16 protein-coding genes are annotated in these 17990 nt (G+C 59.8%); all 16 read right to left on the reverse strand.

Going from position 1 to position 17990, the window contains the following annotated elements; translation table 11 throughout:
• Positions 1-93: 93 nt before the first annotated feature.
• The 16 genes from secG to ACTQXI_RS03405 all read right to left on the reverse strand — a co-directional run bounded on the left by secG (position 94) and on the right by ACTQXI_RS03405 (position 17690).
• Positions 94-348 (reverse strand): preprotein translocase subunit SecG, encoded by a 255-nt coding sequence (gene secG, locus ACTQXI_RS03330; protein WP_006236144.1) that lies wholly within the window; start codon positions 346-348, stop codon positions 94-96.
• A gap of 164 nt (positions 349-512) precedes the next feature.
• Positions 513-2066 carry a 2,3-bisphosphoglycerate-independent phosphoglycerate mutase gene (gene gpmI, locus ACTQXI_RS03335; RefSeq protein WP_304212185.1) on the reverse strand — a complete coding sequence of 518 codons (1554 nt, stop codon included), beginning with the start codon at positions 2064-2066 and terminating at the stop codon, positions 513-515.
• A gap of 5 nt (positions 2067-2071) precedes the next feature.
• Entirely contained in the window at positions 2072-2839 is a 768-nt protein-coding gene (tpiA, locus tag ACTQXI_RS03340) for a triose-phosphate isomerase (protein WP_154517452.1), read from the reverse strand.
• Positions 2832-4022, reverse strand: a complete 1191-nt coding sequence (locus ACTQXI_RS03345) for a phosphoglycerate kinase (RefSeq protein ID WP_304212190.1) — start codon at positions 4020-4022, stop codon at positions 2832-2834. Before ACTQXI_RS03345 ends, tpiA begins: the two co-directional genes overlap by 8 nt.
• A 140-nt stretch (positions 4023-4162) precedes the next feature.
• The gene (gene gap, locus ACTQXI_RS03350; protein WP_154517458.1) at positions 4163-5188 is read right to left on the reverse strand and encodes a type I glyceraldehyde-3-phosphate dehydrogenase; all 1026 of its coding nucleotides are present in this window, start codon (positions 5186-5188) and stop codon (positions 4163-4165) included.
• A 193-nt stretch (positions 5189-5381) separates the two neighbouring features.
• Positions 5382-6311, reverse strand: a complete 930-nt coding sequence (gene whiA, locus ACTQXI_RS03355) for a DNA-binding protein WhiA (protein WP_441548327.1) — start codon at positions 6309-6311, stop codon at positions 5382-5384.
• Positions 6312-6317: 6 nt separating this feature from the next.
• Positions 6318-7238 carry an RNase adapter RapZ gene (gene rapZ, locus ACTQXI_RS03360; protein WP_427718645.1) on the reverse strand — a complete coding sequence of 307 codons (921 nt, stop codon included), beginning with the start codon at positions 7236-7238 and terminating at the stop codon, positions 6318-6320.
• Positions 7239-7337: 99 nt separating this feature from the next.
• Positions 7338-8024, reverse strand: coding sequence for an N-acetylmannosamine-6-phosphate 2-epimerase (locus ACTQXI_RS03365; RefSeq protein ID WP_154517496.1), 687 nt, complete (start codon positions 8022-8024; stop codon positions 7338-7340).
• A gap of 70 nt (positions 8025-8094) precedes the next feature.
• A complete protein-coding gene (locus tag ACTQXI_RS03370) occupies positions 8095-9060 on the reverse strand; it encodes an ROK family protein (protein ID WP_427728775.1) in 966 nt (321 codons plus the stop codon).
• Positions 9061-9230: 170 nt separating this feature from the next.
• Positions 9231-10151 carry a dihydrodipicolinate synthase family protein gene (locus ACTQXI_RS03375; protein ID WP_427718650.1) on the reverse strand — a complete coding sequence of 307 codons (921 nt, stop codon included), beginning with the start codon at positions 10149-10151 and terminating at the stop codon, positions 9231-9233.
• Positions 10152-10219: 68 nt separating this feature from the next.
• Positions 10220-11071 (reverse strand): acetylxylan esterase, encoded by an 852-nt coding sequence (locus tag ACTQXI_RS03380; protein WP_441548328.1) that lies wholly within the window; start codon positions 11069-11071, stop codon positions 10220-10222.
• A complete protein-coding gene (locus tag ACTQXI_RS03385) occupies positions 11064-12041 on the reverse strand; it encodes an acetylxylan esterase (protein WP_427728772.1) in 978 nt (325 codons plus the stop codon). The genes ACTQXI_RS03380 and ACTQXI_RS03385 overlap by 8 nt, the downstream gene beginning before the upstream one ends.
• An 80-nt stretch (positions 12042-12121) precedes the next feature.
• Entirely contained in the window at positions 12122-12949 is an 828-nt protein-coding gene (locus tag ACTQXI_RS03390; RefSeq protein ID WP_154517508.1) for an ABC transporter ATP-binding protein, read from the reverse strand.
• Positions 12950-14965 carry a dipeptide/oligopeptide/nickel ABC transporter permease/ATP-binding protein gene (locus ACTQXI_RS03395; protein ID WP_427728769.1) on the reverse strand — a complete coding sequence of 672 codons (2016 nt, stop codon included), beginning with the start codon at positions 14963-14965 and terminating at the stop codon, positions 12950-12952.
• A gap of 3 nt (positions 14966-14968) precedes the next feature.
• On the reverse strand, positions 14969-15925 hold the full coding sequence (locus ACTQXI_RS03400) for an ABC transporter permease (protein ID WP_370450641.1): 957 nt from the start codon (positions 15923-15925) through the stop codon (positions 14969-14971).
• Positions 15926-16082: 157 nt separating this feature from the next.
• A complete protein-coding gene (locus ACTQXI_RS03405; RefSeq protein ID WP_427718660.1) occupies positions 16083-17690 on the reverse strand; it encodes an ABC transporter substrate-binding protein in 1608 nt (535 codons plus the stop codon).
• Positions 17691-17990 lie beyond the last annotated feature (300 nt).

Below are 17990 nucleotides of genomic sequence, written 5' to 3' on the forward strand. Positions count from 1 at the left end.
TATGTGGTGATATTCTGGCTCTGTTACAAGTCTGTAAACAAAAAGGGCCCCGTACATGCGGGACCCTTTTTAATTTTTTTATGCGACTCGTGCTTAGTAGCCCACGATGCCCTGCGGGAAGAAAAACATGCAGAGCACGACGCACACGGCAAACACGACAGCCATGATGACGGTCAGGCGGTCAAGGTTCTGCTCCATAACGCCCGTGGCAGAGCTGGAGTTATACAGCGAGCTGGCGATCATATCCGAAACGCCGGTGCCCTTACCGGAATGCATCAGGACGAGAATCGTCAGCGCCACGGCAGAGACAGCCCAAACTACAAACAGCAGAATCTGAAACGGACCCATAGAGAAGCTCCTTAATAGAACAATTCAAACTCCAGTACTGTACCACAACCCCCGACACTCCCCACCTGCCATTTGGGGACGAGGTAGAAATGGCAGAAATACCAAAAAAGGGGGTTGCCCGAATATGGTCAACCCCCTTGCAAAGAAACGCTTGGCGTTTTCTCTTAGGCCTCGGTCGCGAGCACGCGGCCCGTCATCTCGGCGGAAGGCTCCAGACCAGCCATGGTGAGCATAGTCGGGGCGATATCGGAAAGTCGACCGTCCTCGATACCGGTGAGCTGTGCCTTCTCATCAACGATGATGAACGGCACGCGGTTGGTGGTGTGAGCCGTAAACGGATGCTTGGAACCGTCGGAAGCAACGTCAAACATGTGATCGGCGTTGCCGTGGTCGGCGGTAATCAGCGCAAAGCCGCCCTTAGCGAGAATCGCCGGGACAACCTTGGACAGGGCATCGTCAACAGCCTCGACGGCCTTAACGGCCGCGTCGAAGACACCGGTGTGACCAACCATGTCGCAGTTCGCGAAGTTCACGATGTAGAAATCAGCGCGGTCCTCGTTGATGGCAGCGACGAGCTTCTCGGTAACCTCGGGAGCGCTCATCTCGGGCTGCAAATCGTAGGTAGCAACCTTGGGGGAAGCGACGAGCACGCGCTCCTCGCCCTCCTTGGGCTCCTCGATGCCGCCGTTAAGGAAGAACGTCACGTGGGCGTACTTCTCGGTCTCGGCGGTGTGCAGCTGCTTCAGGCCATTGGCTGCGATAACGTCAGCCAGAACGTTCTCAGGGAACGTCTTGGGGAAGGCGACCTCGACGTCAAACGTCGGATCGTATTCGGTCATCGTCACAAAGTGAGAGAGCTTGATCTGCTCGCGCTCAAAGCCGTCGAACTCCTTGTCCGTGAACACGCGGGTCATCTGACGAGCGCGGTCGGGACGGAAGTTGAAGAAGATGGCCGCGTCGCCCTCGTGGATACCCTCGTTGTGGGCAGCGAACGGCTCAACGAACTCATCGCCGCGCGGATCCTTCTCGTAGTAGGCCTTGATACCGGCAACGGGGTCGGTATCGGCATCGGACGCATTGACCATGACGTCGTAGGCGCGCTCGATGCGCTCCCAACGGTTGTCGCGGTCCATGGCCCAATAACGGCCCGAGACGGTAGCAACGCGAGCGTCGCAACCAGTCTCCTCGGAGATCTTGGCCAGGAAGGCGCAGAACTCGCTCATGTAGCCGGCACCGGACTGCGGATCGACGTCGCGGCCATCCATAAAGGCGTGAACGCGAACGGTCTTAATGCCATACTGGGCAGCCATCTTGACCAGGGCCTCGACATGGTTCATGTGAGAATGAACACCGCCGGGGCTCATGAGGCCCATGAGGTGCAGGGTCTTGCCCTCGGCCTTGACGTCATCCATAGCCTTGACGAAAACCTCGTTCTTGGCGATGGAGCCGTCCTTGATGGCGTTGTTGATGCGCGAAAGCTCCTGAAACACGATGCGGCCGGCACCGATGTTGAGGTGACCCACCTCGGAGTTGCCCATCTGGCCGTCGGGAAGGCCCACGTCCTCGCCCGAAGCACCGAGCGTGGTGTGAGGATACTTCTCATACAGGCTATCGAGGAAGGGCGTCTTGGCGGCAGCGACGGCGTTCTCGCCGTCGGCCGGAGCCAAGCCGCAGCCATCCATGATGATTAGGAGTGCAGGAAGATGACGCTGTGCCATATGCCCTACTCGCCTGCCTTGACGACCATAGAGGCGAAGTCGGCAGCCTTGAGCGAAGCGCCGCCCACGAGGGCGCCGTCAACGTCGGGCTTGGCAACAAGCTCGGCGATGTTGGCGGGCTTGGCGGAGCCACCATAAAGAACGCGGATGCCGTTGGCGAGCTCCTCGCCGAACATCTCCTTGAGGGTCTCACGGATAGCGCCGCAGACCTCCTGAGCGTCCTCGGCGGTAGCGGTCTTGCCGGTGCCGATGGCCCAGATGGGCTCGTAGGCGACGACGACCTGCTTGGGGCAGGTGATCTCAAGACCCTCGAGACCAGCCTTGACCTGGTTCACGACATGCTCGACATAGGTGCCGGCCTCGCGAACCTCAAGGGACTCACCGCAGCAGAAGACGGGAACAAGACCGGCGGCAACGAGAGCCTTAGCCTTCTTGTTCTGGTCCTCATCGGTCTCGTGGAAGTAGTCACGACGCTCGGAGTGGCCGATGATGCAGTAGGTGCAGCCAGCGGACTTGAGCATGTCGCAAGAGGACTCACCGGTGAAGGCACCCTTGGCCTCCCAGTACACGTTCTGTGCACCGAGGGCGATGGGGGCAGCCTGAATGCGGTCATGAACCGTAGTAATGTCGATGGTCGGAGGGCAGACGAGCACCTCGACGCCAGCCGGAACCTCGGGCAGAGCCTGGGCCAGCTCGTCGGCGAGCTTGGCAGCCTCGGCGACGTCGTTGTTCATCTTCCAGTTACCAGCGATAAGAAGGGTGCGATTAGGCATCGAGAAGCGCCTCCACTCCGGGCAGGGCCTTACCCTCGACGAGCTCCATGGAAGCGCCACCGCCGGTGGAGATCCAGCTCATCTTGTCGGCCAGGTTAAACTTGTTGACGGCTGCGACGGAATCGCCACCACCGATGATCGAGGTGCAATCAGCCTCGGCGACGGCCTCGGCGATAGCCTGGGTGCCGTGAGCGAAGTTGTCGAACTCAAAGACGCCCATGGGGCCATTCCAGAATACGGTCTTGGCGCCCTTGACGGCCTCGGCGTAGAGCTCCTCGGTCTTGGGGCCGATGTCCATGCCCTCACGGTCGTCGGGGATAGCGTCGGAAGCGACAACCTCGGGGACAGCGTCCTCGCCAAAGTGGTCGGCAACACGGTTGTCGATGGGGAGCAGGATCTTGACGCCCTTCTCCTCGGCCTTCTTGAGCATCTCGCCAGCGCGCTCGACCCAGTCCTCTTCCTTGAGGGACTGACCGACGGTCATGCCCTGAGCCAGGAAGAAGGTATAGGCCATGCCGCCACCGATAATCAGGGTGTCGGCGGAGTCGATAAGGTGATCGAGAACGCCGATCTTGGAGGAAACCTTGGAACCGCCGACGATGGCGACGAAGGGACGCTCGGGCTCGGCGAAGATACCGGTCAGCGTGTCGACCTCCTTCTCCAGAAGGAAGCCAGCGACTGCGGGCAGGTAAGCGGCGGGACCCACGACGGAACCCTGGGCGCGGTGAGCGGTACCGAAGGCGTCGAGGACGAAGACGTCGCCATAGGAAGCGAGGGTCTTGGCGATCTCGGGATCGTTCTTCTTCTCACGCTTGTCAAAACGGACGTTCTCGAGAACGAGGACCTTGCCCGGCTCGACGGCGGCGACGGCCTCGGCGGCCTTCTCGCCATAAGTGTCGGCGACAAAAGCAACATCGAGACCAGAGAGCTCGGCGAGCTTCTTGGCGACGGGCTCGAGGGAAAGCTCGGGCTGGAAGCCGGTGCCCTCGGGACGGCCGAGGTGGCTCATGAGGATAACGCGAGCATTGTGCTCAACGAGATAGTTGATGGTGGGCAGGGCAGCCTTGATACGGGTGGTGTCGCCAACGACGCCATCCTTGATAGGCACGTTGAAGTCAACGCGGACGAGAACGCGCTTGCCGTCGACATCGATGTCGCGGACGGTCTTCTTGGTAAAGGCCATGTTTGCTTCTACCTTTCGTACGTGTCTGCCTCCCATTACGGCAGACGATTTCTTATAAAAAGGGCGCGACCTTAGGGTGTAAGCCCTATAAGGCCGCGCCCTTTTTTAGACGCTCAACGAGCTATTCGCTAAAAGCCAAATTAAGCAACGAACTTCTCGAAGTACTTGATGGTGCGGACCATCTGAGAGGTGTAGGAGTTCTCGTTGTCGTACCAAGAGGTAACCTGAACGAGGGTCTGGCCGTTGCCGAGGTCAGAGCACATGGTCTGAGTGGCGTCGAAGATGGAGCCATGGGTCTCGCCGATGATATCGGTGGAGACGATGTCGTCCTCGTTGTAAGCGAAGGTCTCGGAGATGGTGGCAGCGTAGGCCTTCATAGCGGCGTTGACCTCGTCGGCGGTAACCTTCTTGTCAACGACAGCGTAGAGGTTGGTGAGGGAGCCGGTCGGCGTCGGGACGCGCTGGGCGGCACCGATGAGCTTACCGTTGAGCTCGGGGAGAACCAGGCCGATAGCCTTGGCAGCACCGGTGGTGTTGGGGACGATGTTGACGGCGCAGGCGCGGCTACGACGCTTGTTGCCCTTGCGCTGCGGGCCGTCGAGCGGCATCTGGTCGCCAGTCCAGGCGTGAATGGTGGTCATGATGCCGGACACGATGGGAGCGAAGTCGTTCAGACCCTTGGCCATCGGGGCGAGGCAGTTGGTGGTGCAGGAAGCAGCGGAGATGATGTTGTCCTCAGCGGTCAGCGTCTCATGGTTGACGTTGTACACGATGGTGGGCAGATCGCTGCCGGCCGGAGCGGAGATGACGACCTTCTTGGCACCAGCGTTGATGTGGGCCTGAGCCTTAGCCTTGCTGGTGTAGAAGCCAGTGCACTCGAGAACGACGTCGACGTCGAGGTCGCCCCAAGGCAGGTTGTTGGCGTCGGCCTCCTTGTAGATCTTGATCTCCTTGCCGTCAACGGTGATGGAATCCTCGCCAGCGACGACCTCGTGATCGCGAGCATAGTTGCCCTGCGTGGAGTCGTACTTCAGCAGGTAAGCGAGCATATCGGGAGAGGTGAGGTCGTTGATAGCGACGATCTCGGAGCCCTCATGACCGAACATCTGACGGAAGGCCAGACGACCGATGCGACCGAAGCCGTTAATAGCAACCTTTACTGCCATTGTGTCTCCTTTCGTAAGGCCCCCGCAAGCTACAGCGCCCGCCGTTGAGGCCCACAAACTAACCACTCGCCTAATATACCTTTTTTTTGACTTGAATTTCACGAGAATGCTCGAAATTGAAAATCAAATTTGCTTTAAAACGTTTTAAAGCATAAAACAGCAGTTCAAGTACTATATAAACTGCTGCTTTAAACTACCTGTTCGCTTCAACGAGCTTTTCAAGACGCAAAACACGGTGATATAGGGCCGACTTTGACAAAGGAGGGTCGGCCATCTCCCCCAAATCTCGCAGTGAGAGATCGGGGTAGCGCTCACGTAAGTCACAAAAGGCCGCCAAGGCATCCGGGAGCACATCGCGCATGCCGCGTCGCTCAAGCTCCTCGATAAGCGCGAGCTGATGTTGGGCAGCGCCGGCGCTTCTCGTCTGGTTGGCCAGCTCAGCATTCACGCGACGATTTACGTCGTTTTTCACCAACTTGACCGCACGGGCTTCCTCGATTTCGGCAACGCTGCGCTTGGCACCAATCAATTTGAGCAAATGCTCGATCTCCTCGGCGCTCTTGATGTACACGGCATATGATCCTCGCCGGGCGTTGACACGCGCATGAACCCCGACCTGCTCCAACAGGTCGCAAAGCCCCTTGGCGTATTGTTCGCCCTGCACCGCAATCTCCAGGTGAAAATCGCCACGCGGGTCTGCCACAAAGCCGCCGGCAATCAAAGCGCCGCGAATGTAGGCGAGCCTGCAGCAGGGCCGGGCGACGATATGGCGCGGCACACCGGCGACGAGCCCTCCCCTGCGGTCGAGAATGCCCAGCAGAACCAAAGCCTTATCGAGGTCGGGCTGGTCGGGCAAGGTGATGAGATAGTTTCGCACCTTATGCAAGACCGACTTGCGAACGGTAAACTCCGTTTTGAGCTTGAGGATGCGGTGCGTCAGCGTAATCATCGTGCGTGCAACGGCACCCGTCTCGGTCGCAACCGTCAAACGGTACCGACCAGAGCCCGCCAGCGAAAGCGTGCCACTCACACGTGTAAGAGCGGCAAGTGTCGACAGATCGCAATATTCACATTCGGGTTCGCAGCGCGCAAGCTCGTCACGCACCTCGGCGGTAAACGACATTCAAACCTATGCTTTCGTGTTGGCACGCGACAAGTCGCGGTGAGAAATGCTCACGTGATACTGAGCACCTTCCAGGTATCGGGCCGTAGCCTCTGCAATGGCAACGCTGCGGTGCTGGCCACCCGTACAGCCGATGGCAATGGAAAGTTGCGGCTTGCCCTCCGCGATATAACCCGGCATGACCGTATCGAGCAACTGCGTCCAAACCTTCCAGAACTCCTGCGTCTTGGGATGGTCCAGGACAAAGTCGGAGACCTTCTTATCGAGGCCGGTCAACGTGCGCATCTCGGGGTCGTAGAATGGATTAGGCAGGAAGCGAACATCGATCATGATGTCTGCCTCGACGGGCATACCATGCTTAAAGCCAAATGAGAAGACGTGGACGTCCATGAGCTGCTGGTCGGACAGCTCTGAAAAAGCCGCACGCAGCTTATTGCGTAAAGCAGAGGTACGAAGGCGGCTCGTATCGATGATCATATCGGCTCGGTCGCGCACGCCCTGGAGTTGTAAACGCTCGCGCTGGATGGCGTCGGCCGTGGTCTCCCCCGGCTTCGCAATGGGATGGCGGCGGCGGTTTTCGCTGTAGCGGCGAATCAGCACCTCATCAGATGCATCGAGAAACACAATGTCACAGCTCATCTCGCGCTCTTCCAAGGCGGCAACGGCGTCAAGCAGCTCATCAAACAGGCCTTGGCTGCGAAGGTCACAGGTAACAGCAAGATGTCTACCCACACCCGTATTGATGCCAACAAGCTCTGCGAGCTGCGCAATCAGGCGCGGAGGCAGGTTGTCGATACAAAAATAGCCCATGTCCTCAAACACATGCATGGCTTGCGTTCGGCCCGATCCGGACATTCCGGTGATGATGACGATATCGGGAATGCGCTCCGTGCGCTCCGCCGCATCCATGGCATCTCCCTTTTGCATGTGCTGCCTCCTAAAATAAGCGCAGGACCCGGCCAGCGGATCCCGCGCGATCAATTGCCTTAGTTGAGTATACCGCCCCAAGCGGATACGAGGCCCGTCTTACGCCTCAAGCGCAGCCTTGAACCAACTCGTAATACTTGTGGGGTGCGTAATGGCAGTGCCAACGACAACGGCCCAGGCGCCGGCGTCAATCGCGGCGCGAGCCTCCTCGGGCGTATGCACACGACCCTCGCAAATAATGGGAAGACCGGGGAACTCCTCGGTTGCCTGGCGCAAAAGCGGCAGGTCGGGGCCGTCTGCCATGGTGCAATCGATGGCGGCGACGCCATGCGAAAGCGTAGTGGAAACCAAATCGAAGCCCATGTCGACCGCGCGGCGGATATCCTCGATCGTGGCGCAGTCCGCCATCAGAAGCACGCCCTCCTCGTGCAGCGGACGAAAAGTGTCCTCGAGCGACTTGCCATCGGGGCGCGGACGATCGGTGGCGTCAATCGCCACGATGTCAGCACCGGCAGCAACGCAGGCGCGGGCGTGACGCAGCGTCGGCGTGATGTAAACGCCCTCGTGTCCATCCTTCCACAGGCCGATAACAGGAACCTCACAACGACCCTTAATGGCAGCAATGTCGGCAAGGCCCTGGCAACGAATGGCGGCGGCGCCACCGAGTTCGCAAGCGCGAGACATTTGAGCCATGGTCTCGGGCGTACGAAGCGGCTCGCCCATATACGCCTGAACGCTCACGATGAGCTTACCCTTCAGGGATTGAATTAAAGGATCGACGGTCATAAGGCTATAACCTTTCTCAGAACAGCCTCCCGAGGCGTGTCGTCTCGGGAGGCTCCTACAGCAGATACGTTTACTTTAACGAGGCAAGAAGATGCTCGGCGGCACCGATAAGCGGTGCGTCGCCCTCCAGAGAACCGATGAGGATCGGCGTGTCCTGAAGCGGATCGAGCGCCTGGCTGGCATAGCCCTCGTGTACCGAATCCTTCCACGTCTGCGAACGCCAATCGGGTCCCTGGTGAATTACGCCACCCGAAAGCACGATGACCTCTGGATCCAGAATGTTGGCGAGCGAGCCCAAGCTAGCGCCCAATGCAAAGCCGGCATCGTGGATGACCTCGGTCGCCTTTGCGTCACCCGCGCGGCACAGGTCGTTCACGTCGCGGCCAACCGAGGGACGGCTGGGGTCAACACGACCGAAGCGCTCGTCGTACATGCGCCCAATCGACGTACCCGAAGCCACCGACTCCAGATGGCCGGAACGCCCGCAGGCGCAGGGAATGCCGGCGGCAGCCGAGCACTCGATGTGGCCCATATGGCCGGCAGCACCATGGAAGCCCTGCATCACGCGGCCGTTCTCGACATATGCGCCTCCGATACCCGTGCCGATGCCCAGACACAAGACGGAGAACTTGCCCTTGCCGACGCCCCAATGGGCCTCACCCAGAGCATGAGCCTGCACGTCGCCTACAACGGCAACGGGAAGACCGAGGTCCTCGCGCAGACGCGGCCCCAACTGAACGCCGGACCAGCCGGGCATGATCTCGTTGGCATACGCGATGGCGCCCGTCTTGGGATCGACGACGCCAGCGGCACCGATACCGACGCCAAGGACCTCGACATCTGGATTCGCCTCGAGAGCGGCCTTGATGGACGCCTCGATACGCTGGAAGACGGCCTCACCGCCCTCTTGGGCCTCGGTGGGAACCTCAGCCTCAAATACGGGATGGGGCACGCCGCCATCAGCCGGATATTCCATAATGGCGGTCGCAATCTTGGTGCCACCGATATCAACGGAGCAGATGTACTTGTTCTCCATGTCGCTCTCCTTAGGAGATAAAAACAACTACAGGAAATAAAGGCGGTGTTATCGCCGCAGCTTGCTAAAGGCTTCCCGAGTGCCCGGGGTTGGGGTGAAAGCGGTCGGGCATTGACCTAATGGGTCACGCTCGATCGCTTGAGCCCCAAGATCGGGTGCCCGGGAAAGCTTTACAGGAGACCGTTGTCCTGGAGGACCTTCCTAATCGCCTCGACGTTCTCGCCGGTCATGGCCTTCACCGGGCGCGGCATGGTCGGGCTGTCGAAAATGCCCATGAGGTTCATAGCGGTCTTGAAGGCGCCAACGCCACCGGCATAGCCCTGGACGCCCGAGGTGACGTCCCAGATGTGCGAAATCTCATTGAGACGATCCTGTTCGGCTTTGACGGTAGCCCAGTCACCAGCCTGAGCGGCCTTCCACTGACGCACGTAGCCCTCGGGCTCAACGTTGGCGAGACCCGGGACAGAGCCGTCGGCGCCACCAAGGTAGGCACCGTCGACGACGACCTCATGGCCGGTGAGGATGCTCATCGGATGGCCGTTCTTCTCGTTCTCCTGAACGAGGTAGCGGAACGAGACGTCGTCACCCGAGGAATCCTTGACGCCAGCAAGGACGCCCTCGGCGCCGAGCTTTGCAAGGAGCTTCCAGGGGAGCTTGGTGTGAACGCACACGGGAATGTCATAGGCAAAGATGGGCAGGTCGAGCTCCTCGTGCAGGATGCGGAAATGCTCCTCGACCTCGGTCATGCCCTGCAGGGCATAGAACGGGCAGGTGGCGACGAGCGCATCGGCGCCCAGCTCCTGAGCAACCTTACCGTGCTCAATCATGCGCTCGGTCTCGGTATCGATGATGCCGACCAGAACAGGAACGCGGTGGTCGACGATTCGAACGGCCTCGGCGATGATCTGTCGACGACGCTCGTCAGTGGAGAAAACGACCTCACCCGAAGAGCCCAGGAAGAACAGGCCATCGACGCCGGCGTCGATCATGCGGTTGATGCTGCGCTCAAAGGAGGCAACGTCGAGCTGGTGATCTTCGGTATCGGGAACAACGACGGGAGGAATAACGCCGGTGAATTTCTGAGTTGCCACAAGAATCTCCTTAGTTGTCTGGCGGGTGGCCCTATGCCGCCCACTCTTGTTGGCAGTGTCCAGGCCGTCTAGGCCAAAGAACACAGGTAGAACGCTTGGTTAAAGAAGTCGACGACTTCGTTTTCGAACGCATTGATGCGTTCGTGAGCATATTTGGCATAGATAATATGCCTCCGGTCACACTCAAGACCGTTGAATACGGCAAACTGGCCCTTGGGATCGCTCACGGCATCCATGAGCGATGTACCCATGAGTACCGATCCGCGCACCCGAGACGACAGCGCTTCGAGGCCGCCGGGAAGCGGATTGGCAACCGCCGTGCAGGCAAGGCCCCGCTCGTCCAGAGCAGAAACCGCCAACGCGACTCCACCGCCAAGGCCCTCGCCCCATGCAAAGATGCGGTCGGGGTCCATGCCGTCAAGATTGCGCGCGACCTTTGCCATTGCACAGCCCCAGCGGACGCGTTCAACAAAAACGGGCGAGGTAACCCCCTGCTTCAGCTCGCTGAGCCCAATCACATCGTCGTCCAGCGCAAGCACGGCATATCCCATGGCGGCAAACCTCGTCATGTGATGCCATCCACGTACGGGTCGGTCGATGTCGTGAAACATCAGGCATAGCGGCACAAGCTCGGATGCCCGAGCGCAACCTGAGGGCTCAATCAAACGGCCGTGTACGACTTCCCCGGCAAGTTCAAAGGAAACCTCGGAGTAGCACGCGCACGGATTGGCGAAATCAATCGCCGTGACAGTCAGTCCGCAAACCTCAAGGTCCGAAGCGGCTGCCTCCAACTCGGAAACATCCGCCAAGGCATCGCCGCGCCAATCACGGAAATCGGAGAGCCTTGACGAAACCGTCCCAGAGATCCCCGCAAGCTCGGGGTCAATCAGCTCATTGACATTGCTCTCGCACTTAGACATGAGCCTCCCCTTCCTTGCAGAAAAACGGAATGATCAGATCGTCAAAATCCTGAATCTCCTCGTGGCCAAAGCCCTCAAAGAACTCATGGCGCTTCTCGCAGGTCAGGTTGTTGTAGACCGCAAACTGCGTCGCCGGCGGACAGACGATATCGGCCGTTCCCGTGCCAAACAGCACGGGGCATTTGACCATGGGGGCAAAGTTCTTGGAATCGAAATACGCCAGCTTGGCATAGGCCTCGTCAATACGAGTCGAGTCCTCGTCAAACCAGCGAGACCAATAGCGCAGGCCCTCGTAGGCAATATCGTCGGCATCCAAATCCCAGACCAGGCGGAAATCCGACAGGAAAGGATAGAGGATGGCGGCACGATTGATAAGCTCGCTGTTAAGCGCGCAGGTCGCAATGCCCAAGCCACCGCCCTGCGACGCACCGTTCACAAAAACGCGGGCAAGATCGATGCCCTCGAGCTCGCGAACAATGCGGCACAGAATGCGGATATCCTGATGCAAGCGTACGTAGTAGAGATTGGCCGGGTCGCCGTCGATACCGGCAACGATATGCCCGGCAACCGTTGTGCCTTCAAATCCACCAATATCCTCGGAGGGGCCACCCTGACCGGGGCAGTCGAGGGCGACAAGTGCCATGCCCATACCCGCAAACGATGCCTGCTCGAACCAGCTGCGGCTTGCGCCCGGATAGCCGTGGAACTGTAGCACCAGCGGCACGGACTCGTCCGAAACCGGCTTGAGATACTTGGCATGCAGGCGGGCGCCACACATGCCCGTATACCAGAGGTCAAAAAACTGGCAGGTCGCAGCATCGGCAATCGATGCCGCCTCGACCGAATAGTCGATCTCGACGGCGTCAGCCTCGGCCATGCGGTCGTTCCAAAAGAGATCGAAATCTGATGGACGAGGCATGGCGCCCCGATAACCACCAAATTGCTGTTGTAGCTCCTGAGCGCTTGGCATGGCTCGTGAACCCAACCTTTCGAAATCGCAACGAGGGTGCGCCCGGCAAGGGAGCCGGGCGCACAGGAGGGAAAGCGAACCTACTCGCCAAGCTTGGGGTGCAGCAGCGACGGCGCAGCACCGAGCAGCATCTTGGTGTAGGGGTCCTGCGGGTTCTGGAAGACCTGCTTGGCCTCGCCCTGCTCGACGATCTTGCCGCCGTTCATGACGATGATGTCGTCAGAGATGTAGCGGACCGTCTGGATGTCATGGCTAATGAACACCATAGCCAGGCCGAGCTCCTTCTTAAGATCGGTCAACAGGTTGAGGATCTGCGCGCGGACCGAAACGTCCAGAGCCGAGGTGGGCTCGTCGGCGATGATGGCGTCAGGGTTCAACGACAGGGCACGGGCAATTGCCACGCGCTGGCGCTGACCGCCCGAAAGCTGGCCGGGAAGAACCTCGGCGGCAGAGCTGGGCAGACCGGTGAGCTCCAGGAGTTCCTTAACGCGCTTCTCCTGCTCGGCCTCGGTACCCAGGTTGTGGACGCGCATGGGGTCGAGCAGCTGCTCACGAACGACCATGCGAGGGTTGAGTGCCGTCGCGGGGTTCTGGAACACGACCGAGATGACGCGGCCCATGTGACGACGATCCTCGGCAGTACGCTTGGTGACGTCCTTGCCCTTAAAGTAGACCTTGCCACTCGTGGGGGCCTGCAGGCCGCACATGACATTAGCAGTGGTGGACTTGCCGCAACCGGACTCGCCGACGATGCCGATCGTCTGACCGGGCATGAGCTTAATGGTCACGCCTTGGACGGCATGAACCAGATTGGGGTGCAGTATCGAACCGGTACGGGTCCTAAAGGTGACGTGGACATCGTCAAGGAAGATAATCGGCTCGACGCCGTTGACCGCAGTCTCGCTCATCTACATCACCTCCGCATGAGGGGTCAAACCATTTGCCTTGAGCACCTCATCGGGGAGCTCGGAATAGAAGTGCTCGGTGCCGGGCACGCGCTTGAAGACCGGACGGGTGTCCAGGCCGATGTGCGGATGGCTTGAGCGGGGCGCGAAGCGATCGCCCTTGGGGAAATCGCGCGGGCTGGGGACGGCGCCGGGCACCTGGTGCAGGCGGCCCGAACCGCTCTCGATGGACAGAACGGAACCCAGAAGACCGCGGGTGTACTCGTGAATCGGGTTGGTGAGCAGCTCCTTGGTGGGCGCCTGCTCGATAACCTGACCGGCGTACATAACCGTGATGTTATGGGCGACCTCGGCGACCAACGCCAGGTCATGCGAGACGAAGATCATGGCAAAGCCGAGCTTGGCCTGAAGATCGTTGAGCAGCTTAATGACCTGCTTTTGGACGGTAACGTCCAGAGCGGTCGTGGGCTCGTCGCAGATGACCAGCTTGGGGTCGCGGGTAAGGGCCATAGCGATCAGAACGCGCTGACGCTGTCCACCGGAAAGCTCGTGCGGATAGCTCTCGAGCGTGCGCTTGGGATCGAGGCCGACGAGCTCCAGGAGCTCCTCGGCGCTGCGGGTGCCGCCGCGCTTGGTGAGCTGCTTCATCTGGGCGGAGATGAGCATAGAGGGGTTGAGCGAAGACAGGGCGTCCTGATAGACCATGGCGATATCGGTACCGCGCAGGCCGAACCACTCCTTCTTGCTCATCTTGAGCAGGTCACGACCCTCCCAGAGGACCTCGCCGGAAAGATGCTCGTCCTCATCGGTCAGGCCCATGATGGCCAGCGTGGTGATGGACTTACCGCAGCCGGACTCGCCTACCAGGCCCATGGTCTGGCCGGGACGGACGTCAAAGTTGACATGGTCGACGACGTTGATATCACCGTGGTGCTCAAACTGGATGCAGAAATCACGGACCGAAAGAATCGGCTCAACGGACTCATCGGGCACATGGCGGTCGTTACGCTTGAGCTCGACATCGCGCAGGGCGCCAAGACGGGCGGACAGGGACTGGGCCTGCTCCTTGTAGGCGCGAACGGGGTCGGAGACCAGCAGGTCGGCCTCGCGGCGCTTGGAGGAATCGGTCGGATCCAGAGCGGCGGAAGGAGCAGCGGCCATAGCGTCGGTAATGCCCTCGGAGAGGATGTTGAGCGCCAGGCAGGTGATCATGATGGCCAGACCCGGGAACAGCGCCTGCCACCAACGACCGGCGAGCACGCCACCGCGGGCGTCGGCGAGGATGTTGCCCCACGTAGCAGTGGGCTCCTGGATGCCAGCGCCGATAAAGGTCAGCGAAGCCTCGAAGATGATGGCGTCGGCGACCAGGGTGACGGTGAAGACCATGATCGGGGCAATGCAGTTACGAAGAACGTGCTTGATCAGAATCCACGGAGCCTTGGCGCCGGAGACGATGACCGCGCGGACATAGTCCTCACCGTACTCGGATACGATGTTGGCACGCACGATACGGGCGATCTGCGGGGTGTACATAAAGCCGATCGCAAAGATAATCGACGGCACGGAGTTGCCCAGGATGGAAACGAAGACGGCTGCGAGGGCGATACCCGGGACAGACATGATGATGTCCAGGATGCGCATAATCGTCTCGGAGACGGCCTTGCGCGAAACCGCAGCAAGAGCACCGACAACGGAGCCACAGACCAGAGCCATAGCGGTAGCACCAAAGCCGATGATCAGCGAGTAACGGCCACCGTAGAGCATACGCGAAAGGATGTCACGGCCCTTGTCGTCGGTTCCGAAGATAAACCCGTTGCCGGGAGCCTGGCGAGCCGTAAAGATCTCGACCGGGCTATAGGGGGCAAGAACGGGGGCAAGAATCGCAGTCAGGGCGACCAGCACCAGCACGATGGCGGCAATCTTAGAAGACAGCGTCATCTTCTTCCAGCCACCGAGCTTGAGCCCCTTGGAGGCAGCCTTCTCGAGCTGCTCGGTTTGCTTCTCTCGAATCTTTACCATAATCTACACCGTCCTGATGCGCGGGTTGATGAGCAGGTAGAGCATGTCAACCACGATGTTGATGATGATGAAGGCAAGAGCAACGACGATGACGACGCCCTGAACCAGGTTCGCCTCGTTGCCCTGAACGCCCTGCAGGATCGCAGTACCCATGCCGGGGAGGTTGAAGATGACCTCGATGACGACGGCGCCGCCCATGAGATAGCCAATCTTAAGACCGAGGGTGGTGACCGGGGTGATCAGCGCGTTGCGAAGAACGTTGATGCCGACGACGACCTTCTCGGGAACGCCGGCGCCGCGAGCCATACGGACATAGTCCTTGTCGAGCTCCTCGACCATGGCGGTACGCACGATACGAGTCATCTGACCCGTCAGCGGAAATGCCAAGGCGATGGCGGGCATGATCATGCGTCCCAGATAGCCAGCCGGATTCGTGGTGAAGTGCGGCAGGGCACCCGATGCCGGGAGTACCTTAAGGTAGGAGGAGAACAGAAGGATCAACAGAACGGCAAGCCAGAACGACGGGGTTGCCAAGCCGGCGATGGAAAAGACGCGGATCACTTGGTCCGGCCATTTATCGCGATACAGTGCCGCGATGACGCCGAGCAAAAACGATACGACCGCACCGATGGCAAGACCGATGAAGGTCAGCTGCATCGTGACGGGTAGGGCCGTGGAGATGCGCTTGGCAACGGAGTTGCGAGCAGCACCATAGGTGCCCATGTCGCCATGGATCAAATTGCCCATATAGCGCACGTAGCGCACGGGCCAGGGGTCGTCCAGACCATACTTCTCATGGTACTCGGCAACCGCCTCGGGCGAGGCACCGTCACCCAACGCCGTGTAGGCGGGGTCGGTCTTGGAGAACGACATAAGGAAGAACACCAGGACGGTGACGCCCAATGCCATGATCGGCAGCGCCACGAGACGCCTTCCAATCAAACGTAGAAAGTTGTTCACGTTCTCTCCCCTTTCTTTTGTCGGTAGGACCAACTGGTATATGAGTACGGACACTCATTACAAGACCCGAGCGACATCGTTGCCGCCCGGGTCTTTGTTTCAACTATGAGGATACGGTCCCAACGGCCGACATCCTGCATATAGACTCAAGCGAGTCTTACGCCTTGACGGTCGCGACACCCTTAAAGGACATGCTCGTCGTGCCGATGCCCTTGAAGCCATCGAGGGCCTCGCCGTTGGGCGCAGTGGACGGGTCGTTCCAGGAAGCGGAGACGGTCTTAACGTGGACAACGGGGTACAGAACGGCGTTGTCGGCGATGATGTCGAAGCACTCGTTCCACTTCTTCTGCTGCTCGTCGCCCTCGGCGGCAAGAGCCTCGTCCATAAGGCCGTGGAGCTTCTGCCACTCAGCGGACTCCTTCCACGGGCAACGGGTCTGCATCCAGACGTTGTCGCCGTACCACCAGTTGAGCAGCAGGTCGGGGTCTGCGCCGAAGCAGGAAGGATCGCCAGGGGCAAGGAGGATATCGTAGGCCTCGCCGCCGTCGATGGCAGCATAGGTGGCCGGCGAGGTATCGGTCTGGATGGTCACATCGAAGCCGAGAGCGTCGAGGTCGTTCTTGACCTGGGCAGCCATACCCTTGATCTGCTCGTTATCGGTGGTGCGCAGGGTAATGGCGCCCGGGGTGATACCGGACTCCTCGATAAGCTTCTTGGCCTTCTTGGCGTCGGTCTTGTACACCGTGGAGGCCTCATGATAGTTGGTGAAGCTCTTGGGCAGGTAGCAGCTGGCAGCGGTAGCAAGGCCGGCGAAGGTGTTGCTGATCATCTTCTCGGTGTCGAGCGCATACATGACAGCCTGACGGACCTTGACGTCGTTCCAAGGCTCCTTGGCGACGTTGAACATGATGAAGCGGGTGCCGAAGCCCTGGACGTTGTCGATCTTGCAGCCGGCGCCCTCGAGCTGGTCGACGGCGTCAGCGGTAACGAGCTCCATGACGAGCGTGGAGCCTTCCTGCTGAGCGGTGACGCGAGCGGTGGGGTCGGTCAGGATGCTGTACTGGATCTTCTTATCCTCGGCAGCATACTCACCGTTGTACTCGGGGTTGGGAACCAGGGTGATCTCGGTATCGGAGATAGAATCGTACATCCAAGGGCCGGAGCCGATCGGCTGCTTGGCGCGATCCTCCTCGCTCTGGGCGGCAGGAGTAACGCGAATGATGGCCAGACGATCCTTGAGCAGGGAGAAGTTGGGGACCTTGGTCTTGACCGTCACGGTGCTGGCATCCTTGGCCTCGATGGACTCGAAAGGCTGGAAGAACGGAGCGTAGGTGGCAGAAGCGGCGCAAGCGGTGTAGGAGGCGACGACGTCGTCAGCGGTAACCTCGGTGCCATCGGAGAATTTGGCGCCCTTGCGGATGGTAACCTCGAAGGTGGTGTCGTCCACGGACTTGGGATCATCGGTGGCGAGCTCGTTGAAAGTGCTGTAGTCGTGGTAATCGATGCCGTAGAGGCCCTCGACGACGTGCCAGTTAGCGCCCAGGCCCACGGCGGAGCCGGTGCTGGCGGGGTCGAAGCTGGACGGAGCGTAAGCGGAACCGGCGGTGATCACGCCGCCGCCACGGTTGGCGGAATCGGCGGGAGCGGAACCCTCGTCGCTAGAGCTGCCACCGCAGCCAGTGAGACCAAAGCCGGCGACAGCAGCGACGCTGCCGGTGAGGCCAAGGAACGAACGCCTGGACATACCCTTATTGATGATGGCCATGTCTTCTCCTATCAATAGAGAATCTTACCCGGGAGCACCTAAACTTGCCCCCGCGCAACTTGCGGACGATATATACCTTACCTACCGACAAACCCAACTGAGGTGCCGCGCTCGGCGACCGATACATACATACGCTTGAACGGTATTTACTACCGTTCACCGAATTCGTTGACAAACGATACAGCAGACAGTATGTATCGGCGAGGTGAGATATCAGTCTTCGTCAACCCGCAGGATAGCAGGGTTTTCACTTGGGTTAGTCAAACGTTTTAGCGTTAATAAAACCCGAAACCAGCAGGC

It is taken from the genome of Collinsella sp. LCP19S3_C9, assembly GCF_052121575.1.
In the GTDB taxonomy this organism is placed as follows: domain Bacteria; phylum Actinomycetota; class Coriobacteriia; order Coriobacteriales; family Coriobacteriaceae; genus Collinsella.

Bases quoted from the DNA above. Each gene is read 5' to 3' on its own strand.
- ACTQXI_RS03380 (WP_441548328.1), bottom strand. From the start codon at position 11,071: ATGTCTAAGTGCGAGAGCAATGTCAATGAGCTGATTGACCCCGAGCTT.
- ACTQXI_RS03390 (WP_154517508.1), bottom strand. From the start codon at position 12,949: ATGAGCGAGACTGCGGTCAACGGCGTCGAGCCGATTATCTTCCTTGAC.
- ACTQXI_RS03345 (WP_304212190.1), bottom strand. From the start codon at position 4,022: ATGGCCTTTACCAAGAAGACCGTCCGCGACATCGATGTCGACGGCAAG.
- whiA (WP_441548327.1), bottom strand. From the start codon at position 6,311: ATGTCGTTTACCGCCGAGGTGCGTGACGAGCTTGCGCGCTGCGAACCC.
- secG (WP_006236144.1), bottom strand. From the start codon at position 348: ATGGGTCCGTTTCAGATTCTGCTGTTTGTAGTTTGGGCTGTCTCTGCC.
- ACTQXI_RS03385 (WP_427728772.1), bottom strand. From the start codon at position 12,041: ATGCCAAGCGCTCAGGAGCTACAACAGCAATTTGGTGGTTATCGGGGC.
- gpmI (WP_304212185.1), bottom strand. From the start codon at position 2,066: ATGGCACAGCGTCATCTTCCTGCACTCCTAATCATCATGGATGGCTGC.
- ACTQXI_RS03370 (WP_427728775.1), bottom strand. From the start codon at position 9,060: ATGGAGAACAAGTACATCTGCTCCGTTGATATCGGTGGCACCAAGATT.
- gap (WP_154517458.1), bottom strand. From the start codon at position 5,188: ATGGCAGTAAAGGTTGCTATTAACGGCTTCGGTCGCATCGGTCGTCTG.
- ACTQXI_RS03365 (WP_154517496.1), bottom strand. From the start codon at position 8,024: ATGACCGTCGATCCTTTAATTCAATCCCTGAAGGGTAAGCTCATCGTG.
- rapZ (WP_427718645.1), bottom strand. From the start codon at position 7,238: ATGCAAAAGGGAGATGCCATGGATGCGGCGGAGCGCACGGAGCGCATT.
- ACTQXI_RS03405 (WP_427718660.1), bottom strand. From the start codon at position 17,690: ATGGCCATCATCAATAAGGGTATGTCCAGGCGTTCGTTCCTTGGCCTC.
- tpiA (WP_154517452.1), bottom strand. From the start codon at position 2,839: ATGCCTAATCGCACCCTTCTTATCGCTGGTAACTGGAAGATGAACAAC.
- ACTQXI_RS03395 (WP_427728769.1), bottom strand. From the start codon at position 14,965: ATGGTAAAGATTCGAGAGAAGCAAACCGAGCAGCTCGAGAAGGCTGCC.